Source organism: Ruminococcus sp. AM42-11, assembly GCF_003480145.1.
In the GTDB taxonomy this organism is placed as follows: Bacteria; Bacillota; Clostridia; order Lachnospirales; family Lachnospiraceae; genus Blautia_A; species Blautia_A faecis.
The window spans coordinates 21,689-40,152 of record NZ_QUIO01000020.1 but is presented as its reverse complement, the minus strand read 5'-3'; the positions used below and the strand labels follow the sequence as shown (position 1 = coordinate 40,152).

Genomic DNA, 18,464 nt, shown 5'->3' with positions numbered 1-18,464 from the left:
ATTTTTAGTTATTCTTCTAACAATATTTTTATCCCCGCTTTTTCTGCTTTATGCGAAAAGTCAACAGCAAATCCCCATCCCATCTCTGCAAATTGCCATTTCTTCGTTTTTTTGTAATTTTATAGCTTTCAACTGTAGACACTTTATTTAATTCAGGATATAACTTCTTAAGTGTAAGTATTTGTTTATTTCTGCTTATTTTTTCATTCCATATAATTGTTAATTTAACCTGTTTTCTTTCAAAAAAACCCACCTTACATAAATCTGCATAGCAGGCTTCTGGTATTGATATATCATTGTTTTTTAACATTTTTCTCCTTTATTTAATTTTATAAAAAACTTCTAAGCCCTATTAAAAGAAATATGAAGCCTATTAGAGGAACAGGTATCATACAAATGAGAAACACATTAAATTTTTTCCTTGCTTCATCAGTATTTTCTTCTTTTGTTACTTTTGCTTTTTTCATAACTATAAAAGGGAATATCAGTAATAATAATCCTCCAACTACTGCTAACAATATTTTCATCTTATATATTCCTTCCTTATCTTTAAATAAATATTAATCATGTATCGTACTATATTCCAATCCTAATGCACTTTTTCTTCTACAAATTCTTTTACTATCGCCTATTGATGTATTTTCATATTCACTGTTTGAAACAGTATATATTTCTCTTTTACCATTACAACTTACATATAACTCTCTATCTCTAGTTTTACCACTGCTAATCTTTTTGTCTGTTACAATTGCAATTTCATGAGTTGCCCCATCAAATGTAAATAAAAAATTTATTGGGAAGCTAATTGTAAATGCGATTATAAAAGCAGCAAATACAACTGAAAGTTTACGTCCAAATTTCTGTGGTACATCTGTTTTTAAAGATTTAATAATAAATGGCAGTGCAAGTAAAGCAGTAATAATTGCCGTAATCTTCATATAGTTTCCAAATTCATAATTAAAGAGTTTACTCGTATTCAGGGATAAAAGCATTGCTATTGCTGCACCCATAAATGGTAATTGATACGCCAGTTCTTGTCCTTTTTTTGTGGTGACTTCTATAAATATATATGGATAATATTTTATATACACTGCATATGTAATCATCAAAACCATTATAAATATAACTAACATTGTTTTGCCACCAATAAAAAATGCTACCGCATCAGCAATTATTAGAATCCAACCTAAAGCTTTTAAAAATTGCTTTGTTTTTTTACGCTTTTCTTTTTCTATTGTTTTTGACATATTTTTGATAGTTGTATTCTCATTACATATAGATTTATAGAAATTCTTTTCTATCCAGTTTAAAGCAGGTACATACTTTGATACATCTTTGTTCTGTTCAACTAACTCACCAAAATCCACAAGATCTATTTCATGTTTTATAAGTGTATCATATAAAATATCATAATTTACATACACTTGCTCCAGAGTAACAAGTCTATTGTACATCTTATCAATTAATATGACATCTGTTCTACCATTTAATGGAATCATTAAAATACAACGAATATCATTATATTTTATATGCTGAGTTTTCTTAACCAGATAGCTAAATACAATTTCATCTTCATTTACTACAATTATTTGTTTCTTGTATGCCAAAATTAAAGCAATACCTAAAAATACAAAAGGCATAAAACATATCGCAACCCCCATATTTCCTGTAACAAATGTTACCAGTACGATTATTAAAAAAAGAACTGTTGTTACTATTCCTAAATTTTTTACAAATTTACTTAATCTAATGACATTATCCATAAACTCAATCTCCCTATATGATTCACATTTTTCATTTTTTACGTTCTAATTTCTTCTTATCCTTTTTTATTTCTGCAATCTTTACTTGCAGCCAGTCCACATTTCTATTTCGGGCAGAAATTTTAGCGATTTTTTTCTGATTTTTATATAAAATAAGAGCTTCTCCAAATAAATTCTTTTTTCTTTTCATCTGGGTAATATCCGTTAATCTTATTTTACAGTTCTTCCTTAAAAATCCATTTCTATATAGCCATCCATCCTTGACAATTGTTTTGTCCATTAAAAATTTTGCTATTTGCTACATAAATGCTTTCAATCCCATTAGAATAAGTATAATAGCAATATATACACCCCACTTATCCCAATTATAAGTGTCATAATAAAATTGAAAACAATACAAACTTTCTTCTGATTTAAAGAAAAATGTTCAAATTTTTCAAGGTTGTATTGACGAATATAACTTTTAGTAATTATGGAATAAATTGAATAACCAATAGCAATGATACTTGAAATAATAGCAATAATATCAGTCATTTTACAATCCATATCTTCCCTCCTAAAAAGTTTGCATATCATTACCACAAAAATTAAAATATTATAATGTTTAAATTTATTGTTTTTCTTTTGTGAAATAGATACTTTTTATATCACATCTTATAAAATGCGGTTTTGCCTTGTAAATACAGCGTTTTCCGCCTGTTAGTGTATAGTGTCTTTTGTTTTTTGTGCCCCCCTTGTTAGATAACGGGGGCTTAATCTTCGCTCGCCACAGGCTCGCTCACAGACGAAGTAAACCAGCCACTTGCAAGACATGGCAGAAAAATCTGAAAGATTTTCCTGCCACCGTGTCTGGATCACTCCGTCTGCCTAACTAATAATATAGTATTATGTAAAAATGTCATTTTATTTAGGTACATCTACCGAATAGCTTAAACAGTCACCTCTTTTGTTACTTTGTAAGTCATTGTAATACCATAGATACATGACTCTGTCATATACATTGATTTCAATTACACCGTCCGGTTTTTGTCCTTCTACTTCCAATGAATAGATTTCTTTATCATGTGCATAGCCGTAAACAAAACGCTTGCTTGGATAATCGGGGTTTAAGTCTTGTTGGAAATCACTTAATTTCAAAGAAGAGTGAATAAGCTCTGTAATATCATCTAACAAAATTCTATCTCGTTTCGTTGTAACCGGTGTAGCATTTATAAATGCGTATTGTGTATGCCCATTCTGTATCTGCTTTTTACAACGAGCCATTACTAAGCCTTGAATATCATCGTTATCATTTCCAGCCCGATAGAAAATCGTATCATATTTTTTGCCTTGCCATATATGCAAGGTTTCATCAACATGATTAAGAAAATCAGCAGGAACCGAAAGTTCCTCATTTTCAGCATTCAAAGTGGAAAGTTGAATAGCTTCTTCAATCGTGTCATAATATACAAGCTTGGCATTATTTTTATCATAATCATTTATCGTAAATTCCACGTATTCATTATCTTTATTTTCTTCTTCCGGAACATAAGTATAACGACCATTTTCAATATGGTCATCATATTCAACATCAACAAATAACCCAATCCCTATCAGAGCTACAAAAATCAAAGAAATCGCTCCAATTATGATTAACATTATTTTCAAAAATTTTTTCATGGCATACACTTCCTTAATCACTTCAAGTTTATCTATTATTATTTATCATATTATATCATTAGAAAATTGAGTAGTCATCACTTTTCTAGTATCTGTCAGAATATTTTTTATTCCATAAATTATCAAGAGTGTAAACATTGCTACGCAACAAGCTCTTGACAATTCATGTCCTAAAAAATGATTAATAATCAAGCAGAAAAAGAATAGTTATACTGTATTACAGCAACAAAAAAGACATCTCATATTCTGTATGAAATGCCAATTTTGCCTTTATTTATGCTGTTTTCTCTGTCGTATCAAGGTTCTTTCATTCGTAGTAAATTAGTGGTAAAATTCTTTTATTTTTTGTTTCATATTGCTTAAAATCCCTGTGTTTATGCGGATAATTCGATTTTTACTCTTTTTGGGATAAAAAATAGAAAAATATACCTCCCGGTACAAGAGAGAATAAAAGGAAAACAAAAGCTGTTTCTTTTGCATTGAATACAAGTATCACACTATTGTAAACCAAATATAAAAAGAAAATGCCTGGCAGAACATAGTGGCTTTCTTTTGGTCTTATGATGCACTTTTTATCTCTACAACTCAACCATGTTTCTTGTGAAATTTTATGCTTAGACAGACTATTTGCAAACAATGATGCGCTTATGTTTTCATCAAATTTGAATATTATTTTGTCCCCTGCATATATTTCCAATGTACCATTTTCTTTATGTACACTTCTTGTTATATCTGAAAATTTATAATATTTTTTTCCAAAAAACGACCGGTATTCAATTACATCATGATTTACCTTGACTCTCCACAGGAACAAATGCAGGGTACAGATTCCAGAAAAAGCAATCAATATTCCATACGCCACTATAACTGAAAAATCCGCCTGTCCGTCTATAAAACCATACAAAAGTAATCCTGAGAAAAATATAGTTCCAACCAAAAATAAAATTCCCAGCCATCCTTCTTCCTGGATGCTATAATTATTTTCATCTATATTCTTTTCATAAAAATATTCATTTTTCAACCTCCCATTTTTTGACAGCAAAATACTTTACCAGGTGAAAAACTCCTAAGATAGAACCCAAAGAACAAAAATAGGAACAAAGGCTTGCAATTCTAATCATGGCTGTATATTCAACGCTGCTACTAAGTACTTTTGCGACACCCATTCCAAGCAATACAAAACTAGTAATACACCATCCTCCAGCCAGCTTTTTGGAAGAAGATGGATTGTAGATATCTTTTTTAATCAAAGTTATTGTACTAAAAACTTACTAAATTTCTGATTATCTTTTCATAAGTTGGTAAATGCCGATATATCCCGTATTTTAGGGCTTTATCGGTATTTTCTTTTTGGAAGATACCTTGCATAAGCTGGCATTTACCAGCATGAAAATGCAACCAAAAGTAGTAAATGAGTAGTAAATATAAGCTCCGATATTAACAAGCCAGTCTTTCCAGTTCTTCTTTTGCAGATTGAAATGTACCGTGTGCGTAATAACCAAGTGTCATAGTTATGTTAGCGTGTCCCATGAGATATTGCAGGGTGTTTGGGTTCATTCCTCTATTTGCCATATTCGTACAATAAGTATGTCTGAATGAATGTGGTGTGATGTTCGGTAACTTATCCGTGTGATACTTGTTATACTTTTTAATTAGTCCTCGCACCATGCCCTCATAGTTTCCTGCAACTTTAGGCAAGCCCTCACGGTTTAAGAATAGAAAATTGCTGTAACCACCTACAATCAGCGGTTGTGCTTTTCCTCTGTTCTTTAGTATTCTTTGGATTGCTTGATAAGCCCGTTCTGTCAATGGAAGTTCCCGTTTTCCGTTTTTGGTCTTTGGTGTTTCAATATAGTAGCCCATTTCGCTATCTTTCAATAGCTGGTGGTCTATATTGAGTATTCTGTTCTGCATATCAATATGCGTCGTCAATCCGCAAAATTCAGAAATACGAAGTCCCGTTTCCAGCAGAAGCACAACCTCATCATAATACTTGCTGTAAATCTTGTCCTTTTCCATAAAGGCAAGCAGGCGTTCTTCCTGCTCTGGTGTAAGGATAACTTTCTGCTCCGTATCATCTTCCAGAACATCACTTAGCTTAAAGTCAAATGGGTTCTTTCTGATACAGTCGTCTTGTATCGCCATGTAAAATGAAGCTTTCAAGGAACGCTTATAGTTATCAATCGTTTTATAGGAATATCCTTTTTCACTCATTCTGATAGCCCATTCTTTAGCGTCCGACTGCTTAACAGTATCAATCGCCCTCATACCCAATGGGTCATTTTTCAGAGCGTTCATAAGATACTGTCGTCCTTTTTCAGTAGCCCTCTTGATGTTCTTTCTTTGGCTGTTCTTCTTGTCGTAGAGCTGGCAGACTGTCATTTTACCGCCGACTGTGTCGATACCGTCGTTAAGGTCTTTTTTTATCTGTGCTTCTTTTTCCCTCAATGAAATATCATCACGCTTTCCAGCAGGTGTCTTGTCTGTCGGTACAAGTTTCCAAGAATAGATAAATTGTGGCTTTCCGTATATATCGGTATATTTATAAACGTATCTTCCGTCTTTTCGCTGGCTCTCTCCATTACGCAAATTGCGATTTTTACTGTCTTTTCGTTTTACATTAGACATAGTGTAAAGCTCCTTTCCGTCATGGAATGAGCCGTGATACGCTATACCTTATTATACCATATCTACGGCTCAATGACATTAGATTTCGTCCAATGTATCTATGATTTTTTCAAATTGTTTTCGCTTAATCTGAATACGATTACCGTTCACGATAACCCAGCCAGCGTCAATATTTTCTTCGGCTAATTTACGCAATTTCTTTTCGCCAATGCGGAAGTATTTAGACGCTTCTTCAATCGTCAGAGTATATTTTTCCCAGATAGGCACATCAGTATTGTTCATAATCTATGCACCCCCTTTACTGTGTGTCATTTTTTACAAGCAGGCAGACGGCTTTGGAAAGCTCCGTTGGTATCTCAACCATTCCCATTCCTGTGGGCAGAACCGCACCATGCGGACGTATCATTATTCTGTGAGGATAGGTCGTGGCAAAGCGACTTTTCCAACGGTCGCTCTCGGATCACTGCATGGGTCGCTCGCTTTCTTTTGGAAAGGTCATGGCGTACAGTCCCCGTGGCTTGCTATCTCACAAACGTATCTGTCTGCTTTATTCAGTTGTCAAAGACCAGACGGGCATAATCAATCCCGATATGAATTAGAAGCGTTTAATATCAAAGTTTAAGATTTTACGAATAATCGCTTCTTTGATAAAACCTTTCATTTCCAAATCTACCGCAAGACGCAAGTTGTTGTTATCATCGTAAAACGGACGCATACAGCACTGATTGATAAATGGGTCGTAAAACTCCAAGATTTTTGAAATAGCTGTTTCGTCGCCGTCGCATGCTTTGGAAATAACCGTGAAAGTCGGTGTCAGCTCTTTTGGCATTTCTCTTTTTCCTCCTCAATCAGTTGCTTTAGCTTGTCGAGTGCTTGTATTCTGCATTTTGTTACATTAGCTCTGGAACAGTCAAGCATTTTTCCAATATAAGTGTCCGTGTCCCCAATGAAAAAATACTGTAAAACGATATTACGCTTTCGTTCTTCAATAGCTTTCAATGCACGAGCCAGTTGTTCATCTTCGATTGACACTTTTTCGCCACAGACTTCAAATACTGCAACATAATCCGTAGAATATGTATCTTCTGTGCCTATGGAATTTAAGAGGTCGTCCATAATTTCGGCGAATGGCATTTCTTTTTTCTCTGAACGACGTATCGCTCGATAGAAGTCAATCGCTCTATGACGTATAACTGTTTTAATAGCACAATCGAATTGATGACAGGTTTTTTCTTGTAGTTCTGACGGTTTTATTTTCCTCACCTCCTTTCGCTAGTCGAAAAGAGGTGTCTGCCCCTTTTCATATATACCGCGTTGAAAGTGGGGTACAGCGTAACCAAAATCAAAAAAAACTTAAAAAATTTTTTTCTGGCATGAAAAAAGCCCGCACAAAACATATAGTCTGTACGAGCCTTTGAAACTGTATTGTATTTAGTTCTTATAACAATGCCGTTAGGGTCAAATTGATTGTGTCGAGGTATATCTAAAATATTCCATAATGACAGCTCCTTTACGGCACTATTCTTGTTTATTCAGACAGAAAAGAAATTGCACCGTTTTTAATTTCTAAGATTTCGTCGGCTTCTTCTGCCAAATGCTTACTGTGTGTAACCACAACAACACATTTTCCTAATTCATGTGCAGTCTTTTTCAGCAAAGCAATGATTTCATCAGCGGTAGTTTCATCAAGATTTCCCGTCGGTTCATCTGCCAAAAGTACATGAGCGTCGCTGGCTAATGCTCTTGCAATCGCTACACGCTGTTGCTGTCCGCCAGATAGTTGCAATACATTTCTCTGCCAGTATTCTTTTCCAATACCGACTTCTTCCAATAATTTTTCAGCATTTCCACTACCACCTAATTTGACATTTTCAACCGTTGTCAAATAATCAATCAGATTATAATTTTGAAATACCAATGAGATATTATGCTTTCTGTGGTAATTCAGCCCTTTTTTTGTAATATCCTCGCCATTGCAAAGGACAGTCCCTTTTACTGCTGTATCTAAGCCTGCTAACAACGATAAGAGTGTTGTTTTTCCTGCACCACTCGGACCGATAATGGTATAAAAGATACCCTCCTCGAAAGTAGCAGATACATTATTCAAAATGGTTTTATCTTTTTTTGTTTTGTAAGCATAGCTTACATTCTTTACTTCTAACATTTTCGTCGTCCTCCTAACTCATTTCCGATAAAATATCTTTCGGGTTTCTCTTTAGTATTACAATTCCAGATACCAGAACAGAAGCCGTTATCAACACAAGAACACTTACACCGTCCAACAGATACATTTCTGGTGTAACCTCTACGCTGATACTCTGCACGTCCTGCTTTGGTGCAACGTATTCTGTGGATACTTTTCCCTCATTATTCTTTTCTTCCTCTTGCATTTGCTGAACCTGCTGTGATACCAGATAATTTGCCGTTACTTTGGAAACAGCAGGAGCGACAGCAAAGGATAACATAAGGGAAAGAACAGTAATCATAATCGCTTCGCTCCAAATTTGTCCGATAATTCTAAATTTCGGAACACCGAGAGATAAGAAAATACCGACTTCCTGCACTCGATTTTTCAGCCAGAACAGAAATACTAAAACAAGGATAACAAAACTTGCAACAGAGATTACCAATATCATCATTTCGCTTACTTTTGCTAAATCATTGAAGTTTGAGGACATGGTTTCGGAATTTCCGTTATTGTCAATCAAATCATATTGCTCCCAATTGATGTCTACTTTTTGCAGATTTTCTTTTACTTCGTCGTAAGCTTCCACATCTTCCACTTTGAAATAGGCTCTTTCATATAATGGACTTGTTTCACCCTCTGCCTTTTCTGGAAATCTCAAATCTGTAAATATTACATTTTCCGAACGGTAAGTATCTCCCTGCATAAGTGGGGACATCTTTTGATCCACTTGATAAATTCCAACAATCTCAGCTTCTGATACCTTTGAATTTTCAGTATCGTGGTAATCATTAAAAGAAATCTTATCGCCGATTTTCAGATTATTTTGCTTTGCCAGTTCCTCTGAAATGACACACATATCTTTATCCTCTGGGGTTATCATTCGTCCCTCTTTGATATGCAGGTTTCCAGATAAAACATTTCTGTCTAGTTTCATATCTTTGTTTCCAATTAAACTTACACCGCCAACATCTGCATTCTGGTCTACATCTTTATCTTCAATCCTTTTGAAATTTACAGGGTTTACGGGAGTTGTTACTGTTGTAATATTGTAATCAGCAATTCCTTTTGCTTTTGCCAATTTCTCAATGTCTTTTATATCTAAGCTTTCAAATTCATTTGTTGTCCAGCCTGTCCAAGTCTCCACACCATTGATAATCTCTTTTTCCTGATGGTAGCCACCAAAACTACCTTCCTTATCATTACCAATCTTTTCTGAGTATTCACGAACTCGCTTTGTTCGGTACTCTGCATTTCTTTCTAAAAGAAAGCCTGCACCTATGGCTTGTCTGGTTTTGTCCTGCACCTCAATACTGGCATTTTTGCTCGCCACACCTGCAAGAAGCAAGGTACTGATTGCAAAAACAATCAACAATAAGAGAATACTTTTTACGGGCTTTCTGAACACAGAACGCCTTGCCAATCCAAAAAAATTCATGTACTATCCCTCCATTTTTGCTAATATATCTTTTGGGTTTGCTCGTAATATCGGAAGAATGGAACAGCACAATGCCACCAAAATAACTGCACCGCCTAAAAGGAACAACATTCCAATATCTTGTATCTGCAAAACCACTTTCAGATTTTCTGTTACTGTTTCTGAACCGGTAATGACGTTTTGCAAAACGCCCGAGAACAATTTACCAATGGCTGTTGCTCCTAAAACCGAAAGTGTAAATACACTGCCTGCTTCTAATAAAGTTTGCAGGAAAATTTCACTTTTTGTCTTGCCGAGCTCATAAAGATTGCCACCTCTTTTTGCCTTGTCCGCATCCACATACATAACAGCAGGGAAACAACAACAGTACCAGTTACCAATGTAAGTACCAGCATAAGATTTGCCACCTTACTGATTTGCTCTAATGGAGCAGACATCTGTTGATAAAGGGTATCAGACGTGCTAAGTGCTACATCATTTCCGAATATTTTTTGCAGGCTGGTTTCCAGCACATCTAATTTTTCTGGTCTTTTTGAGTAAATGCAGATTTTTTCAAATTCAGCTTCTTTGAACAATTCTTTATAAGTACTGTTGTCAATAAAGATTTGATTTTCTATTCGATTGACTGCGGTAGTTTCTGACGGCTGGTCTTTTTCCGCATTTCCTGCGGACATGAAAATTCCAATAATCTGAACAGATACTTTTGTTCCGTTTTCTGTACTTAATTCAATCGTATCTCCAACTTTTAGCTCATTTTGATTTGCAAGGTTCGCATTGATAACAGCACCCTTTTTCTCACGCTTGATATAATCGCCAGAAGCTAAGCGGTACTGCATTTCTGAAAAAGGGCTGTCCTTTTCCAAATCATCATAGGAAAGCAGTGCTATTTTCAAATTTTCCTCATTCGTAGAAGTATTGAGCGTAACGGGAGCAAAATTATTCGGAAATACCTCTTGTCTACCAATGCGGTTGATAGACGAAACATCTTCTAGCGTTTCAATCTTGTTTACTTCATTCTCTGTTATCTTGCTGTCCTTACTTGTAATTTCAACCACAATCTTAGAGTTTGTCTTTTCCTGCATGGCTTGTTTGGACTCATTTGTAGTCCTTAAAATCATGCTTGTACCTAAAATCATAGCCCTATGTGCCAAGTATAGATACGGTCTGCGGAAAATTCTTCGTCCCATACTTTGACTATCATTAGCGTTCAAAGAGAACATACTCATTAAATCGCCCAGCTTCATGTAGATACCAGCGAAACATACTATCTGCAAGAACGCTACCATAAAGAACGGATAGTCCGTGGATATGTTATAAAACATACTGGAAATGCTGAACGCCACCGTTACAATAAGCGTTATTCCTGCCCGTGTCATTATGGTATTAAACACCCTTACGATTGCCTGCTTTGCCATGCTTTCATAGCTCGGTATCATGGAAAGTAAAAAGCTGATAGGTAGAAACATTGCAAAGATAATAAAAAGTATCTGGCTAAACAACATCATGCCCGTAAGCAAGAATACAAATATCGTGATACCTAAGTTAAAGAACAAGAGGAAAAACACCATACCTAAACGGTTTACCACCTGCGGTATCGTCAGATTGTTGTTGTCGTTGTCCTCGATTTCTGTTTTCACGACTTCCTCTCTGGTTTTCCCGTCCTCGTCCTCTGGACTTGCCGATACAAGAGCTTCTACACGGTCTGTTCCGATTTCCTCTGCGTTGCTGTTCCCGAATTGTAAGAGTAACCACGGCTGTTCCACTTGAATAGAAAATAAGCTGTCCCGTATCAAGTCCACGCTGTCCTTGCCCTCGCTGTCAGAGTTGGGGAGCATGATTTTTGTTCCCAAGTCAAGTGAAGCGGTACTGATGTCTGATGAAAACTCATTTATCTTTTTGATGTAATCGGGAGCGTAGGCAATAAATGAAGCAGACAACACGAATACCACCACAAAGTTGATAACGGCGTGAAGTGCCTTGCTGGTTTCTCTTTTTATCAGTCCCGTATAGGCAACATAAAGTCCCACCACTAAGATAATGAGAAGCAGAAAACCGATATAGAAGCCCGTAGAAGAAAAGCCGTTCTGTGTTACGCCTGCAAGAGTCTGTATGCTTTTTCCGATACTGTCTGCCATATCGTTAATGAAATCAAGTTTATAGGCTTCCTGCACCACATAGCCCGTGGCATTGCTTAAATAAAGGCTTATCGTCCAGACAAAGTTGGTAATACAGTAAAGCCCGTACTGTACCGATTTTCCAATCCCGTCCAGCCAGTTCCACGGAAGCCACGACCAGCTATTATCTACATAAAAATCAAGCTGGTAATTCGACAACGGATATTTTGAATACAGATTTTCTGCGTTTATGGTATCGTCCACAAGCCCCGTTGCATGAGCTACCGTCCCCAGAAGTGAAAGCAGGATAAGGGAGAGTGCCACCACGAACAGAGGCATTTTGAGAAAGTGGAAAATCTTCTTTTTTGTGAACGCACCTTTTACCCTTTCTTTCATCACTCCACCTCATTTCTCTGTACGGGCGGTCTGGTATCAAAGGCGTGTAGCAGTTCTTCAAAGACGGGGTGTATCTGTACCACACCGACACGCCCGTATAAGTCCTGCAATAAGCATTGTCCGTTCTCCAAATCACGCAAGCGTTTCTGGTTGTTTTCGTCGTCCTTGTCGATACCGAAAAATTCTAAGGTCTGTTTTATCTCGTTGATGTCAGTAGAACGGAAAGCAAATTTTAAGCCGATATTATTTTTCAGACTTTCCTTTGACACGTCGCCAGAAGATTGTGTAACGAAATAAACGCCTGCCTGCATAGCTCGTCCAGCACGAACCAGCTTGTTAGAGAGCGTTTCTCCTTGTGCCACATTTAAGAACGCCCACGCTTCGTCCAAATCGACAATCTTAAAAATACTTCTGTCCGAATGGATAAAATCAAGGGCAAAGGTACTAATCACAATCAGCATAGACACCGACAATAATTCAATGGTCGTGTATTCCTCAAAAGTGGTATCTTTATCTGGCAACACAAGGTCGGCTACTTGAATGATATTGAGCTGATTATCTAAACTGATTGCATTTTCCACCGTACCGTCTGAAAACAGCAGGTGTGCAAAGTCGTAGTCCGTGAAGCTGTCGATATGGTCTGCGATATTTCTTGATATGGGTGTATCTTCACGGCGTAGCTCGTCTATCACATGGAGCAAACCTCGACTGTCGCTCTGGGTAACGGAACGTACCGCTTTTCGTAACACGGGGAATTTTTCGCCGTCCCTAGAGGAAATACCCGTAAGGAATGTCAAGATGTCGATTGCCAGACTTTCAGCGTCTTTTACATTCTTCATAATCACGAATGGGTCAAGAAGTCCTGCATTGTCCTTGTCGCTGGTAAGATTTACGATATTGATTTCATGGGCGATTTCTGGAAGTGTTTCTTTCCAGTTGCCACGCTCTGATTTTGGGTCTAAGATAACCGCTTGTCCCCCAAAGAGAACCGAATAATACACCAGAAGATTGTTGCAGAACGATTTACCACCGCCAAGCGAACCGACAAAAGCAGAAGCAAGGGCGTTGGTAACTGTTCCTTTTACACCCTGCGAAGCTAAAGACGGTTGCAGGTACACATTTCTTCCCGTATCAACGGAATAGCCCATATAGATACCCATAGTTTCCCCTAACTGCTGGGTAGCACCAAACCCAAGCCCTGCCAGGAAGTCTGATTTTACATACTGCACATAATCATTGATATATCGCTTGCTGGCTGGAAGAAATTCAGAATGAAGCCCCAGCATATCCCCAGCAGGACGCACCAGCTTTACATTGAGGTCGTCGTAAAAGTCCTTGACTTCATCACAACGGCGTTTCAGCTCGTCAAGATCGGGTGCAGACACCCGAATAACGTAGCTTAACTTATACATACTTTCTTTACTCTGGTCTAAGTCTGTTTCCAGCTCGTCCACGCTGTCTAAAGCGTCCACCACATTTGAACTGGTTTCACTTCCAGCTTGATAGGCGTGATTGTCAAGGTCTTTCAATTCCTTTTTCTTATTGCGGACGGTTGTTAATGCTTTTCGATTTTCTACGATTTCTACATTCATAGAAGTATCAACGGGAAAGGTAAATTGCTGTTGCTGGAAATAGAAGATTTCACTTGACGGAAAATCAAGCTCGCCGACAATCGCATTGACGGTAAAATAAGACACATAGCTTTCCTTGTCCTCATGTTCCAAGCGTAAATATCGCTGGCTTTCTTCAATCACACACCTTGTCGGACGGATAAGGTCGTAGTATTTTATCAGCGTTTCTTTGTTCAATTTCCTCTTTGGTAGCTGATACTCATAATCTTCATAGGCGATACCGTCCCTGCCGTAAAGATGTTCCATGAGATACCCAAAATCATTGATTTCCAAGCGACGCACCTTAAAGCGACGGGAGATTTTATTTTCCAGTAGCTTTTCCATTTTCATGTAAGCGTCCCTATGGAAAAGTGGTAAACAAGGTGTTTATCGCTGGCTCTGATACGGTGTCCTTTGTTCAAAATCTTACGCATAAATCGTTCACTCCTTTCTGAGTATGAAAAAAGCAGTCAATCCTAAGACTAACTGCTTTATATGTGATATAAGGTTATCAGACAATTTACCAACAAAGTATATACTATCGACTCAATAACATAGGCAAAAATTTTAATAATAAATCAATTCCATACGTAAATATGAATAACCCTAATATTATCGAAACTATTGTTCCTATTTTAATTTTTTTAGCCAGAATAAATACTGCTGGGTGCTTTGGGTCAATATATATGCTATATACATTTCCTTGTGTCATACTCCTATTTAATCGTTTATGAGATATATTTTGTGCTGTTTGCTCACGATAATAAGTTCCGTTATATGTATATTCAAATATTGGAGATTGTGTAGAAATGCCATTGCCACCATAATATGTATTGTAGCCACAATACACGCCGTCCACTTTTTCTCTACAACGCAATAACGAATATAAATCATTTACCCCAACCAAAATAAATACCAAACCAAATATAATTGCTCCCAATGGATAAACCAAAATCTCACCATATGGCAAAGTTAAAGATAAGATAGAAACGATTCCACAGCCAATGAAACAAATAAACATAATCAAACAGATAAGTGGCATGACTTTATAGCGTTTCTTTTTCATAATTACAAAACATACTATACCAAATACTATTGTTAAAAAATAAATAAGAATTGTCATTCCTAATCGCTCCTTTGATTTTACCAAACCACTTAGTCAATATTATTTTTCTAACTGTTCTTGCACAAATTTAATGCTATTTTGAATATATTCTTTGTCTTTTTCTGTTGCAACTTCTTCTAATTGTTTAAACAAAGCAATACATTCATTTCGTTTACCTAATACATTAAATGCAGTTGCAATATTGAGATACCATGTCATTTCATCTTTCATATCTTTAGGTTTCGTATCTATTGCAAGAAGTTTTTCTAAAAAGAGTTCTCCATTTTTATTTTCGTGATATTCTCTTACAATATCATTGTTCATTTTTCTAAACTGACGTCCTCTCCGCATTAAAACAAAGAATACAGTAAAGAAATAAACAATAGTAATAACAGCAATACCACCAACAATAATGCCTAAAAAGCCAATTGTTGATTTTACATAGGGAATTACTATGTCACATAAATAAATAGTAGTACCGCCCAAAATAGAAATGCTAATCGGATAAGCCATTTATCTCTTTTTTCATATATTGCTCTTTTATTTTTTAGATTTTCGGGTTCGTAAATCATTTTATTTCACTCCTTTATTGCCACATCAATCAGAATTTGTTTCACTTACTGATATTTTTCTTGTTCTTGACCTTGTTTTGCAGCCTTGAATATCTCTAAGCTATCATCAAATTTATCTGAACCATATCGCATGATTGTTCCGAAGTATGGCTGACCTTCTTCTATTTCATCTAAATCGCTTCCGCTATTTCTTGGGGCTGTTCTTTCTAATATTGCCTCTGCTTTTTCAAAACTCTTATGGTCTAAATAATGAACATAAAGCAATGCTTCGCCACCTAATTTATCACGAAAGACTTCTTCATACATTTGATATTCTTCTTCATCAGTTTTTCCAGTCATTGTAGAAGTGTCAATATAAACCCTAACAGCTCCCAATGTTCTTTTATCTGGATCATCTGCAAGATTACGAAGATTAACAAACTTATTCCAATTAGAAACTTCTTTTACTGGCATGCTTTGCCATTTTTCCCATTCTTCTTCTTGTGACCAGATACGTCCTTTAATATAATAGTTTTCGGCTACCTGTGAAACAGCTCCTTCCGTTATAGACTCCATTTGTTTTGCCAAAAGTCGTTCCGCATAACCATCATAAATAATTTCTATTTTTGAGTTTGGTTCTTCTGGATTAAAATAGCTACCCTCAAATGGATGATTTGGGTCATTTTTTGAAATACAAGTTGCATAGATTGCACCATTGTCTGATGGCAAAAGTTTTGGTTGATTCCAAGACAATACTTCAAATTCTTCTCCATATTCTTCTTGTAAGTAGGTTTCAATTTTTATTGAAATCTCATCCTCATGTCCACAGCCATTCAATAGCCCTAAACAAAGCATGCTTGCTATAACACCTAATAAAAATTTTTAATATCGCATAATCGCCACCTCTATGTGATTTTATGATTTAACACAGTTCTACAAACTGGAATTTCGTTTGTTCTTTACTTCGTAATACCAGTCATTTACGATATCGTCTGCTGTCTTAGTTTTGTGATTACTATGCACTAGATTATACTTATAGTCTGCGTTAAATTGTTTTGTCTTAACATCATACACCATTTTTATTTCTGTTGGCATTGGTCTACCGTACTTTTTACACACTTCAACCAACTGCTTTATATCATCAATTAAAATTTGCAAGCAATCCCTTTGGCGTTCTAGTGAAACATCATAGTTAAAGCCATTATTGGCATTGTTTAAATTATGCTTTTTTAGTATATTTCCACCGATATTATAGAAATAATTAGATGTCGCAACATTAGATTCAAATGATGTATAGATATATATTTCATCTGCTTTATTTTCAACATATTCTAAACAAATAGAGACCATATCTGACTGTATCTCTGTAAAATAATCCTCAAACATTTTTTCTTTTAAAGGTTCATTTTTATTCTTTAATTTACCAAATAATTCCATATTTATTTTCCTCTAAAATTCTAATTTTCCTGTTACACAAACTGGAATTTTTCTATTTCTTTCTAGTTAAACAAACTGGAGGTTTGATAGAAGAACTAATTTAAAGCAATTCTACATCAATATTTTCAGCCTCAAAAATTTCTTTTACTTTATCAAAATTACTGCTCATTATTGTTGCTTCCTTAAGATTTGGAAATTGTCTTATTTCTGAGGAAGTTATGTTATTTAAATCAAAGCATTCATCTTCTCCATCCCATTGTGGAATTATATTCATATACACTTCATTCCCACCATCCATGTCGATTTTTTCTACATACTGTGCAAATTCCCTTGGAATAGACAATTTTATAAAAAAATTTAGTGCAGGTTCAATTACAGTATAGCTATCTGTATTTATCTCTAGTTCTTTATGTTCATCAGCAAAATCATAAATATCAAAACAGGGTTTTAACAAATTCAAGTCATACATCAAAACTTGAATTACTGCAAGTTTAAAATTCAGATTTTCAAACTGCAAGATTCCTTCTTCATTATCATTAGGTTCTCTTAAGAACTTTTCTTTATTATCATCTTTTACTTTATTTAATTCAACTTCTTTTTTTCTTCCAAACAGTCCGAATAAACCCATGCTTTTGCTCCTCCAATTTTATATTTTTGAGTATTTCAAATTCTTATTTGCATGTATGAAATATAGGATTATAATCTTACCATTCATTTATGGCATACAAAATAGCAAGTCTTACATTTTTTAACAACTCAGAAGATAGAGTTTCGTATTCTTCAGATAACCCTTTTTTGTGAGCCATATATGCTGGGCTATCATTCCACGAACCCATTGCTCCAAAAACATCCGAAATACTTGCAGCTTCGAACATTTGAAGATTTTGCTGTGGAATTGGTGGTAAACTCAAACCATACTTTTCATCTGGATATTCGCTACAGCCATCTAAAAGGTTTATAGCAGAAGTAAAAATATTAGCAAAATTTTCACACTCAATTTTTTTAGCCAATTCTTTAATCGATAATAATACATCTCGAAATGAGTTAATGTTATTCTCAAAATATGGTTTTTTTGATGGTGGGTTAGTCCACTCATACTCTGAATATAGAATATTCCATTTTTTTTGCATAGAGTCAAATTGCCAATCAGCAGTAAAGTATGTTACTTTTCCGCTTTTGTAAAAACACAAAATGGAACTTTCTGTTGTATTTGAAAATCCTAAAAATTGTCTATCCTTTACTGAATATGGACATAGCAACTTTATATCCTGTATCCCATTTTTCTTTATTTGTTCAAACCACAATGAAACATTAGAAGCAGTATATTTTTCTGTCCTTAAAAATTTCTTTTGAGGTAAAAAGACAAATTCAATTTTATTCTCATATTCTAATTGTGAAAATCTAATTGGTTCTGATAATTGCAACGCTTTTTTGCTCGTCGCTACAATAGATGCAATTTGAAACATTTGTCCATTCATCATTTCGCCTCCCCTTAATATGAATAATACTGTTCTTTCAAAAATTCTTATTTGTCCGTTTCTTCATACCCATATTATAACAGTTCCACATATCCGCTAC

The 18,464-nt window shown here is 35.5% G+C and carries 20 protein-coding genes and 1 pseudogene; all 21 read right to left on the bottom strand.

Annotated features, from left to right (window positions below):
* Positions 1-28: 28 nt before the first annotated feature.
* Entirely contained in the window at positions 29-310 is a 282-nt protein-coding gene (locus tag DW904_RS12715) for a hypothetical protein (RefSeq protein ID WP_055057068.1), read from the bottom strand.
* Between the two features lie 19 nt (positions 311-329).
* Entirely contained in the window at positions 330-527 is a 198-nt protein-coding gene (locus DW904_RS12710) for a hypothetical protein (protein ID WP_005334773.1), read from the bottom strand.
* A gap of 33 nt (positions 528-560) precedes the next feature.
* Positions 561-1,763: a hypothetical protein gene (locus DW904_RS12705; protein WP_005334774.1), complete on the bottom strand. Its 1,203-nt coding sequence runs from the start codon at positions 1,761-1,763 to the stop codon at positions 561-563.
* Between the two features lie 31 nt (positions 1,764-1,794).
* The gene (locus tag DW904_RS12700) at positions 1,795-2,043 is read right to left on the bottom strand and encodes a hypothetical protein (protein WP_005334776.1); all 249 of its coding nucleotides are present in this window, start codon (positions 2,041-2,043) and stop codon (positions 1,795-1,797) included.
* A 623-nt stretch (positions 2,044-2,666) separates the two neighbouring features.
* Positions 2,667-3,422: a hypothetical protein gene (locus DW904_RS12690; RefSeq protein WP_040015611.1), complete on the bottom strand. Its 756-nt coding sequence runs from the start codon at positions 3,420-3,422 to the stop codon at positions 2,667-2,669.
* Positions 3,423-3,816: 394 nt separating this feature from the next.
* On the bottom strand, positions 3,817-4,443 hold the full coding sequence (locus DW904_RS12685; protein ID WP_243023837.1) for a DUF6560 family protein: 627 nt from the start codon (positions 4,441-4,443) through the stop codon (positions 3,817-3,819).
* A gap of 416 nt (positions 4,444-4,859) precedes the next feature.
* The gene (locus DW904_RS12675) at positions 4,860-6,050 is read right to left on the bottom strand and encodes a tyrosine-type recombinase/integrase (RefSeq protein WP_117636801.1); all 1,191 of its coding nucleotides are present in this window, start codon (positions 6,048-6,050) and stop codon (positions 4,860-4,862) included.
* A gap of 78 nt (positions 6,051-6,128) precedes the next feature.
* A complete protein-coding gene (locus DW904_RS12670; RefSeq protein ID WP_004613735.1) occupies positions 6,129-6,332 on the bottom strand; it encodes an excisionase in 204 nt (67 codons plus the stop codon).
* A 313-nt stretch (positions 6,333-6,645) separates the two neighbouring features.
* Positions 6,646-6,879: a helix-turn-helix domain-containing protein gene (locus tag DW904_RS12660; protein WP_032509628.1), complete on the bottom strand. Its 234-nt coding sequence runs from the start codon at positions 6,877-6,879 to the stop codon at positions 6,646-6,648.
* Positions 6,864-7,313 carry a hypothetical protein gene (locus tag DW904_RS12655; RefSeq protein ID WP_021423055.1) on the bottom strand — a complete coding sequence of 150 codons (450 nt, stop codon included), beginning with the start codon at positions 7,311-7,313 and terminating at the stop codon, positions 6,864-6,866. The genes DW904_RS12660 and DW904_RS12655 overlap by 16 nt, the downstream gene beginning before the upstream one ends.
* A 265-nt stretch (positions 7,314-7,578) precedes the next feature.
* The gene (locus DW904_RS12650) at positions 7,579-8,214 is read right to left on the bottom strand and encodes an ABC transporter ATP-binding protein (RefSeq protein WP_021423054.1); all 636 of its coding nucleotides are present in this window, start codon (positions 8,212-8,214) and stop codon (positions 7,579-7,581) included.
* A 13-nt stretch (positions 8,215-8,227) separates the two neighbouring features.
* Positions 8,228-9,673: an ABC transporter permease gene (locus DW904_RS12645; RefSeq protein WP_021423053.1), complete on the bottom strand. Its 1,446-nt coding sequence runs from the start codon at positions 9,671-9,673 to the stop codon at positions 8,228-8,230.
* A gap of 3 nt (positions 9,674-9,676) precedes the next feature.
* The gene (locus DW904_RS24015; RefSeq protein ID WP_243110414.1) at positions 9,677-10,012 is read right to left on the bottom strand and encodes an FtsX-like permease family protein; all 336 of its coding nucleotides are present in this window, start codon (positions 10,010-10,012) and stop codon (positions 9,677-9,679) included.
* Positions 9,928-12,183, bottom strand: coding sequence for a hypothetical protein (locus DW904_RS25630; RefSeq protein WP_347562139.1), 2,256 nt, complete (start codon positions 12,181-12,183; stop codon positions 9,928-9,930). The genes DW904_RS24015 and DW904_RS25630 overlap by 85 nt, the downstream gene beginning before the upstream one ends.
* Positions 12,183-14,141: pseudogene (locus tag DW904_RS12635) on the bottom strand (ATP-binding protein); the annotation flags it as partial. The pseudogene DW904_RS12635 and the gene DW904_RS25630, both read right to left, overlap by 1 nt.
* 190 nt (positions 14,142-14,331) lie before the next feature.
* The gene (locus tag DW904_RS12630; protein WP_074140231.1) at positions 14,332-14,916 is read right to left on the bottom strand and encodes a hypothetical protein; all 585 of its coding nucleotides are present in this window, start codon (positions 14,914-14,916) and stop codon (positions 14,332-14,334) included.
* 42 nt (positions 14,917-14,958) lie between these two features.
* The gene (locus tag DW904_RS12625) at positions 14,959-15,411 is read right to left on the bottom strand and encodes a hypothetical protein (RefSeq protein WP_207664912.1); all 453 of its coding nucleotides are present in this window, start codon (positions 15,409-15,411) and stop codon (positions 14,959-14,961) included.
* Between the two features lie 104 nt (positions 15,412-15,515).
* Complete coding sequence (locus tag DW904_RS12620) at positions 15,516-16,304, bottom strand: DUF5037 domain-containing protein (protein ID WP_118581123.1); 789 nt, start codon at positions 16,302-16,304, stop codon at positions 15,516-15,518.
* A 78-nt stretch (positions 16,305-16,382) separates the two neighbouring features.
* Positions 16,383-16,886 (bottom strand): DUF600 domain-containing protein, encoded by a 504-nt coding sequence (locus tag DW904_RS12615; protein ID WP_118473444.1) that lies wholly within the window; start codon positions 16,884-16,886, stop codon positions 16,383-16,385.
* A gap of 100 nt (positions 16,887-16,986) precedes the next feature.
* A complete protein-coding gene (locus DW904_RS12610; RefSeq protein WP_074140228.1) occupies positions 16,987-17,514 on the bottom strand; it encodes a hypothetical protein in 528 nt (175 codons plus the stop codon).
* Positions 17,515-17,590: 76 nt separating this feature from the next.
* Positions 17,591-18,367 carry a hypothetical protein gene (locus tag DW904_RS12605; RefSeq protein ID WP_118003330.1) on the bottom strand — a complete coding sequence of 259 codons (777 nt, stop codon included), beginning with the start codon at positions 18,365-18,367 and terminating at the stop codon, positions 17,591-17,593.
* Positions 18,368-18,464 lie beyond the last annotated feature (97 nt).

Coding starts and splice junctions, on each gene's coding strand:
- DW904_RS12650 (WP_021423054.1), bottom strand. CDS start 8,214: ATGTTAGAAGTAAAGAATGTAAGCTATGCTTACAAAACAAAAAAAGAT.
- DW904_RS12605 (WP_118003330.1), bottom strand. CDS start 18,367: ATGATGAATGGACAAATGTTTCAAATTGCATCTATTGTAGCGACGAGC.
- DW904_RS12645 (WP_021423053.1), bottom strand. CDS start 9,673: ATGAATTTTTTTGGATTGGCAAGGCGTTCTGTGTTCAGAAAGCCCGTA.
- DW904_RS12625 (WP_207664912.1), bottom strand. CDS start 15,411: ATGGCTTATCCGATTAGCATTTCTATTTTGGGCGGTACTACTATTTAT.
- DW904_RS12615 (WP_118473444.1), bottom strand. CDS start 16,886: ATGGAATTATTTGGTAAATTAAAGAATAAAAATGAACCTTTAAAAGAA.
- DW904_RS12715 (WP_055057068.1), bottom strand. CDS start 310: ATGTTAAAAAACAATGATATATCAATACCAGAAGCCTGCTATGCAGAT.
- DW904_RS12620 (WP_118581123.1), bottom strand. CDS start 16,304: ATGCTTTGTTTAGGGCTATTGAATGGCTGTGGACATGAGGATGAGATT.
- DW904_RS12630 (WP_074140231.1), bottom strand. CDS start 14,916: ATGACAATTCTTATTTATTTTTTAACAATAGTATTTGGTATAGTATGT.
- DW904_RS12660 (WP_032509628.1), bottom strand. CDS start 6,879: ATGCCAAAAGAGCTGACACCGACTTTCACGGTTATTTCCAAAGCATGC.
- DW904_RS12670 (WP_004613735.1), bottom strand. CDS start 6,332: ATGAACAATACTGATGTGCCTATCTGGGAAAAATATACTCTGACGATT.
- DW904_RS12610 (WP_074140228.1), bottom strand. CDS start 17,514: ATGGGTTTATTCGGACTGTTTGGAAGAAAAAAAGAAGTTGAATTAAAT.
- DW904_RS12700 (WP_005334776.1), bottom strand. CDS start 2,043: ATGGACAAAACAATTGTCAAGGATGGATGGCTATATAGAAATGGATTT.
- DW904_RS12675 (WP_117636801.1), bottom strand. CDS start 6,050: ATGTCTAATGTAAAACGAAAAGACAGTAAAAATCGCAATTTGCGTAAT.
- DW904_RS12690 (WP_040015611.1), bottom strand. CDS start 3,422: ATGAAAAAATTTTTGAAAATAATGTTAATCATAATTGGAGCGATTTCT.
- DW904_RS25630 (WP_347562139.1), bottom strand. CDS start 12,183: ATGAAAGAAAGGGTAAAAGGTGCGTTCACAAAAAAGAAGATTTTCCAC.
- DW904_RS12705 (WP_005334774.1), bottom strand. CDS start 1,763: ATGGATAATGTCATTAGATTAAGTAAATTTGTAAAAAATTTAGGAATA.
- DW904_RS12710 (WP_005334773.1), bottom strand. CDS start 527: ATGAAAATATTGTTAGCAGTAGTTGGAGGATTATTATTACTGATATTC.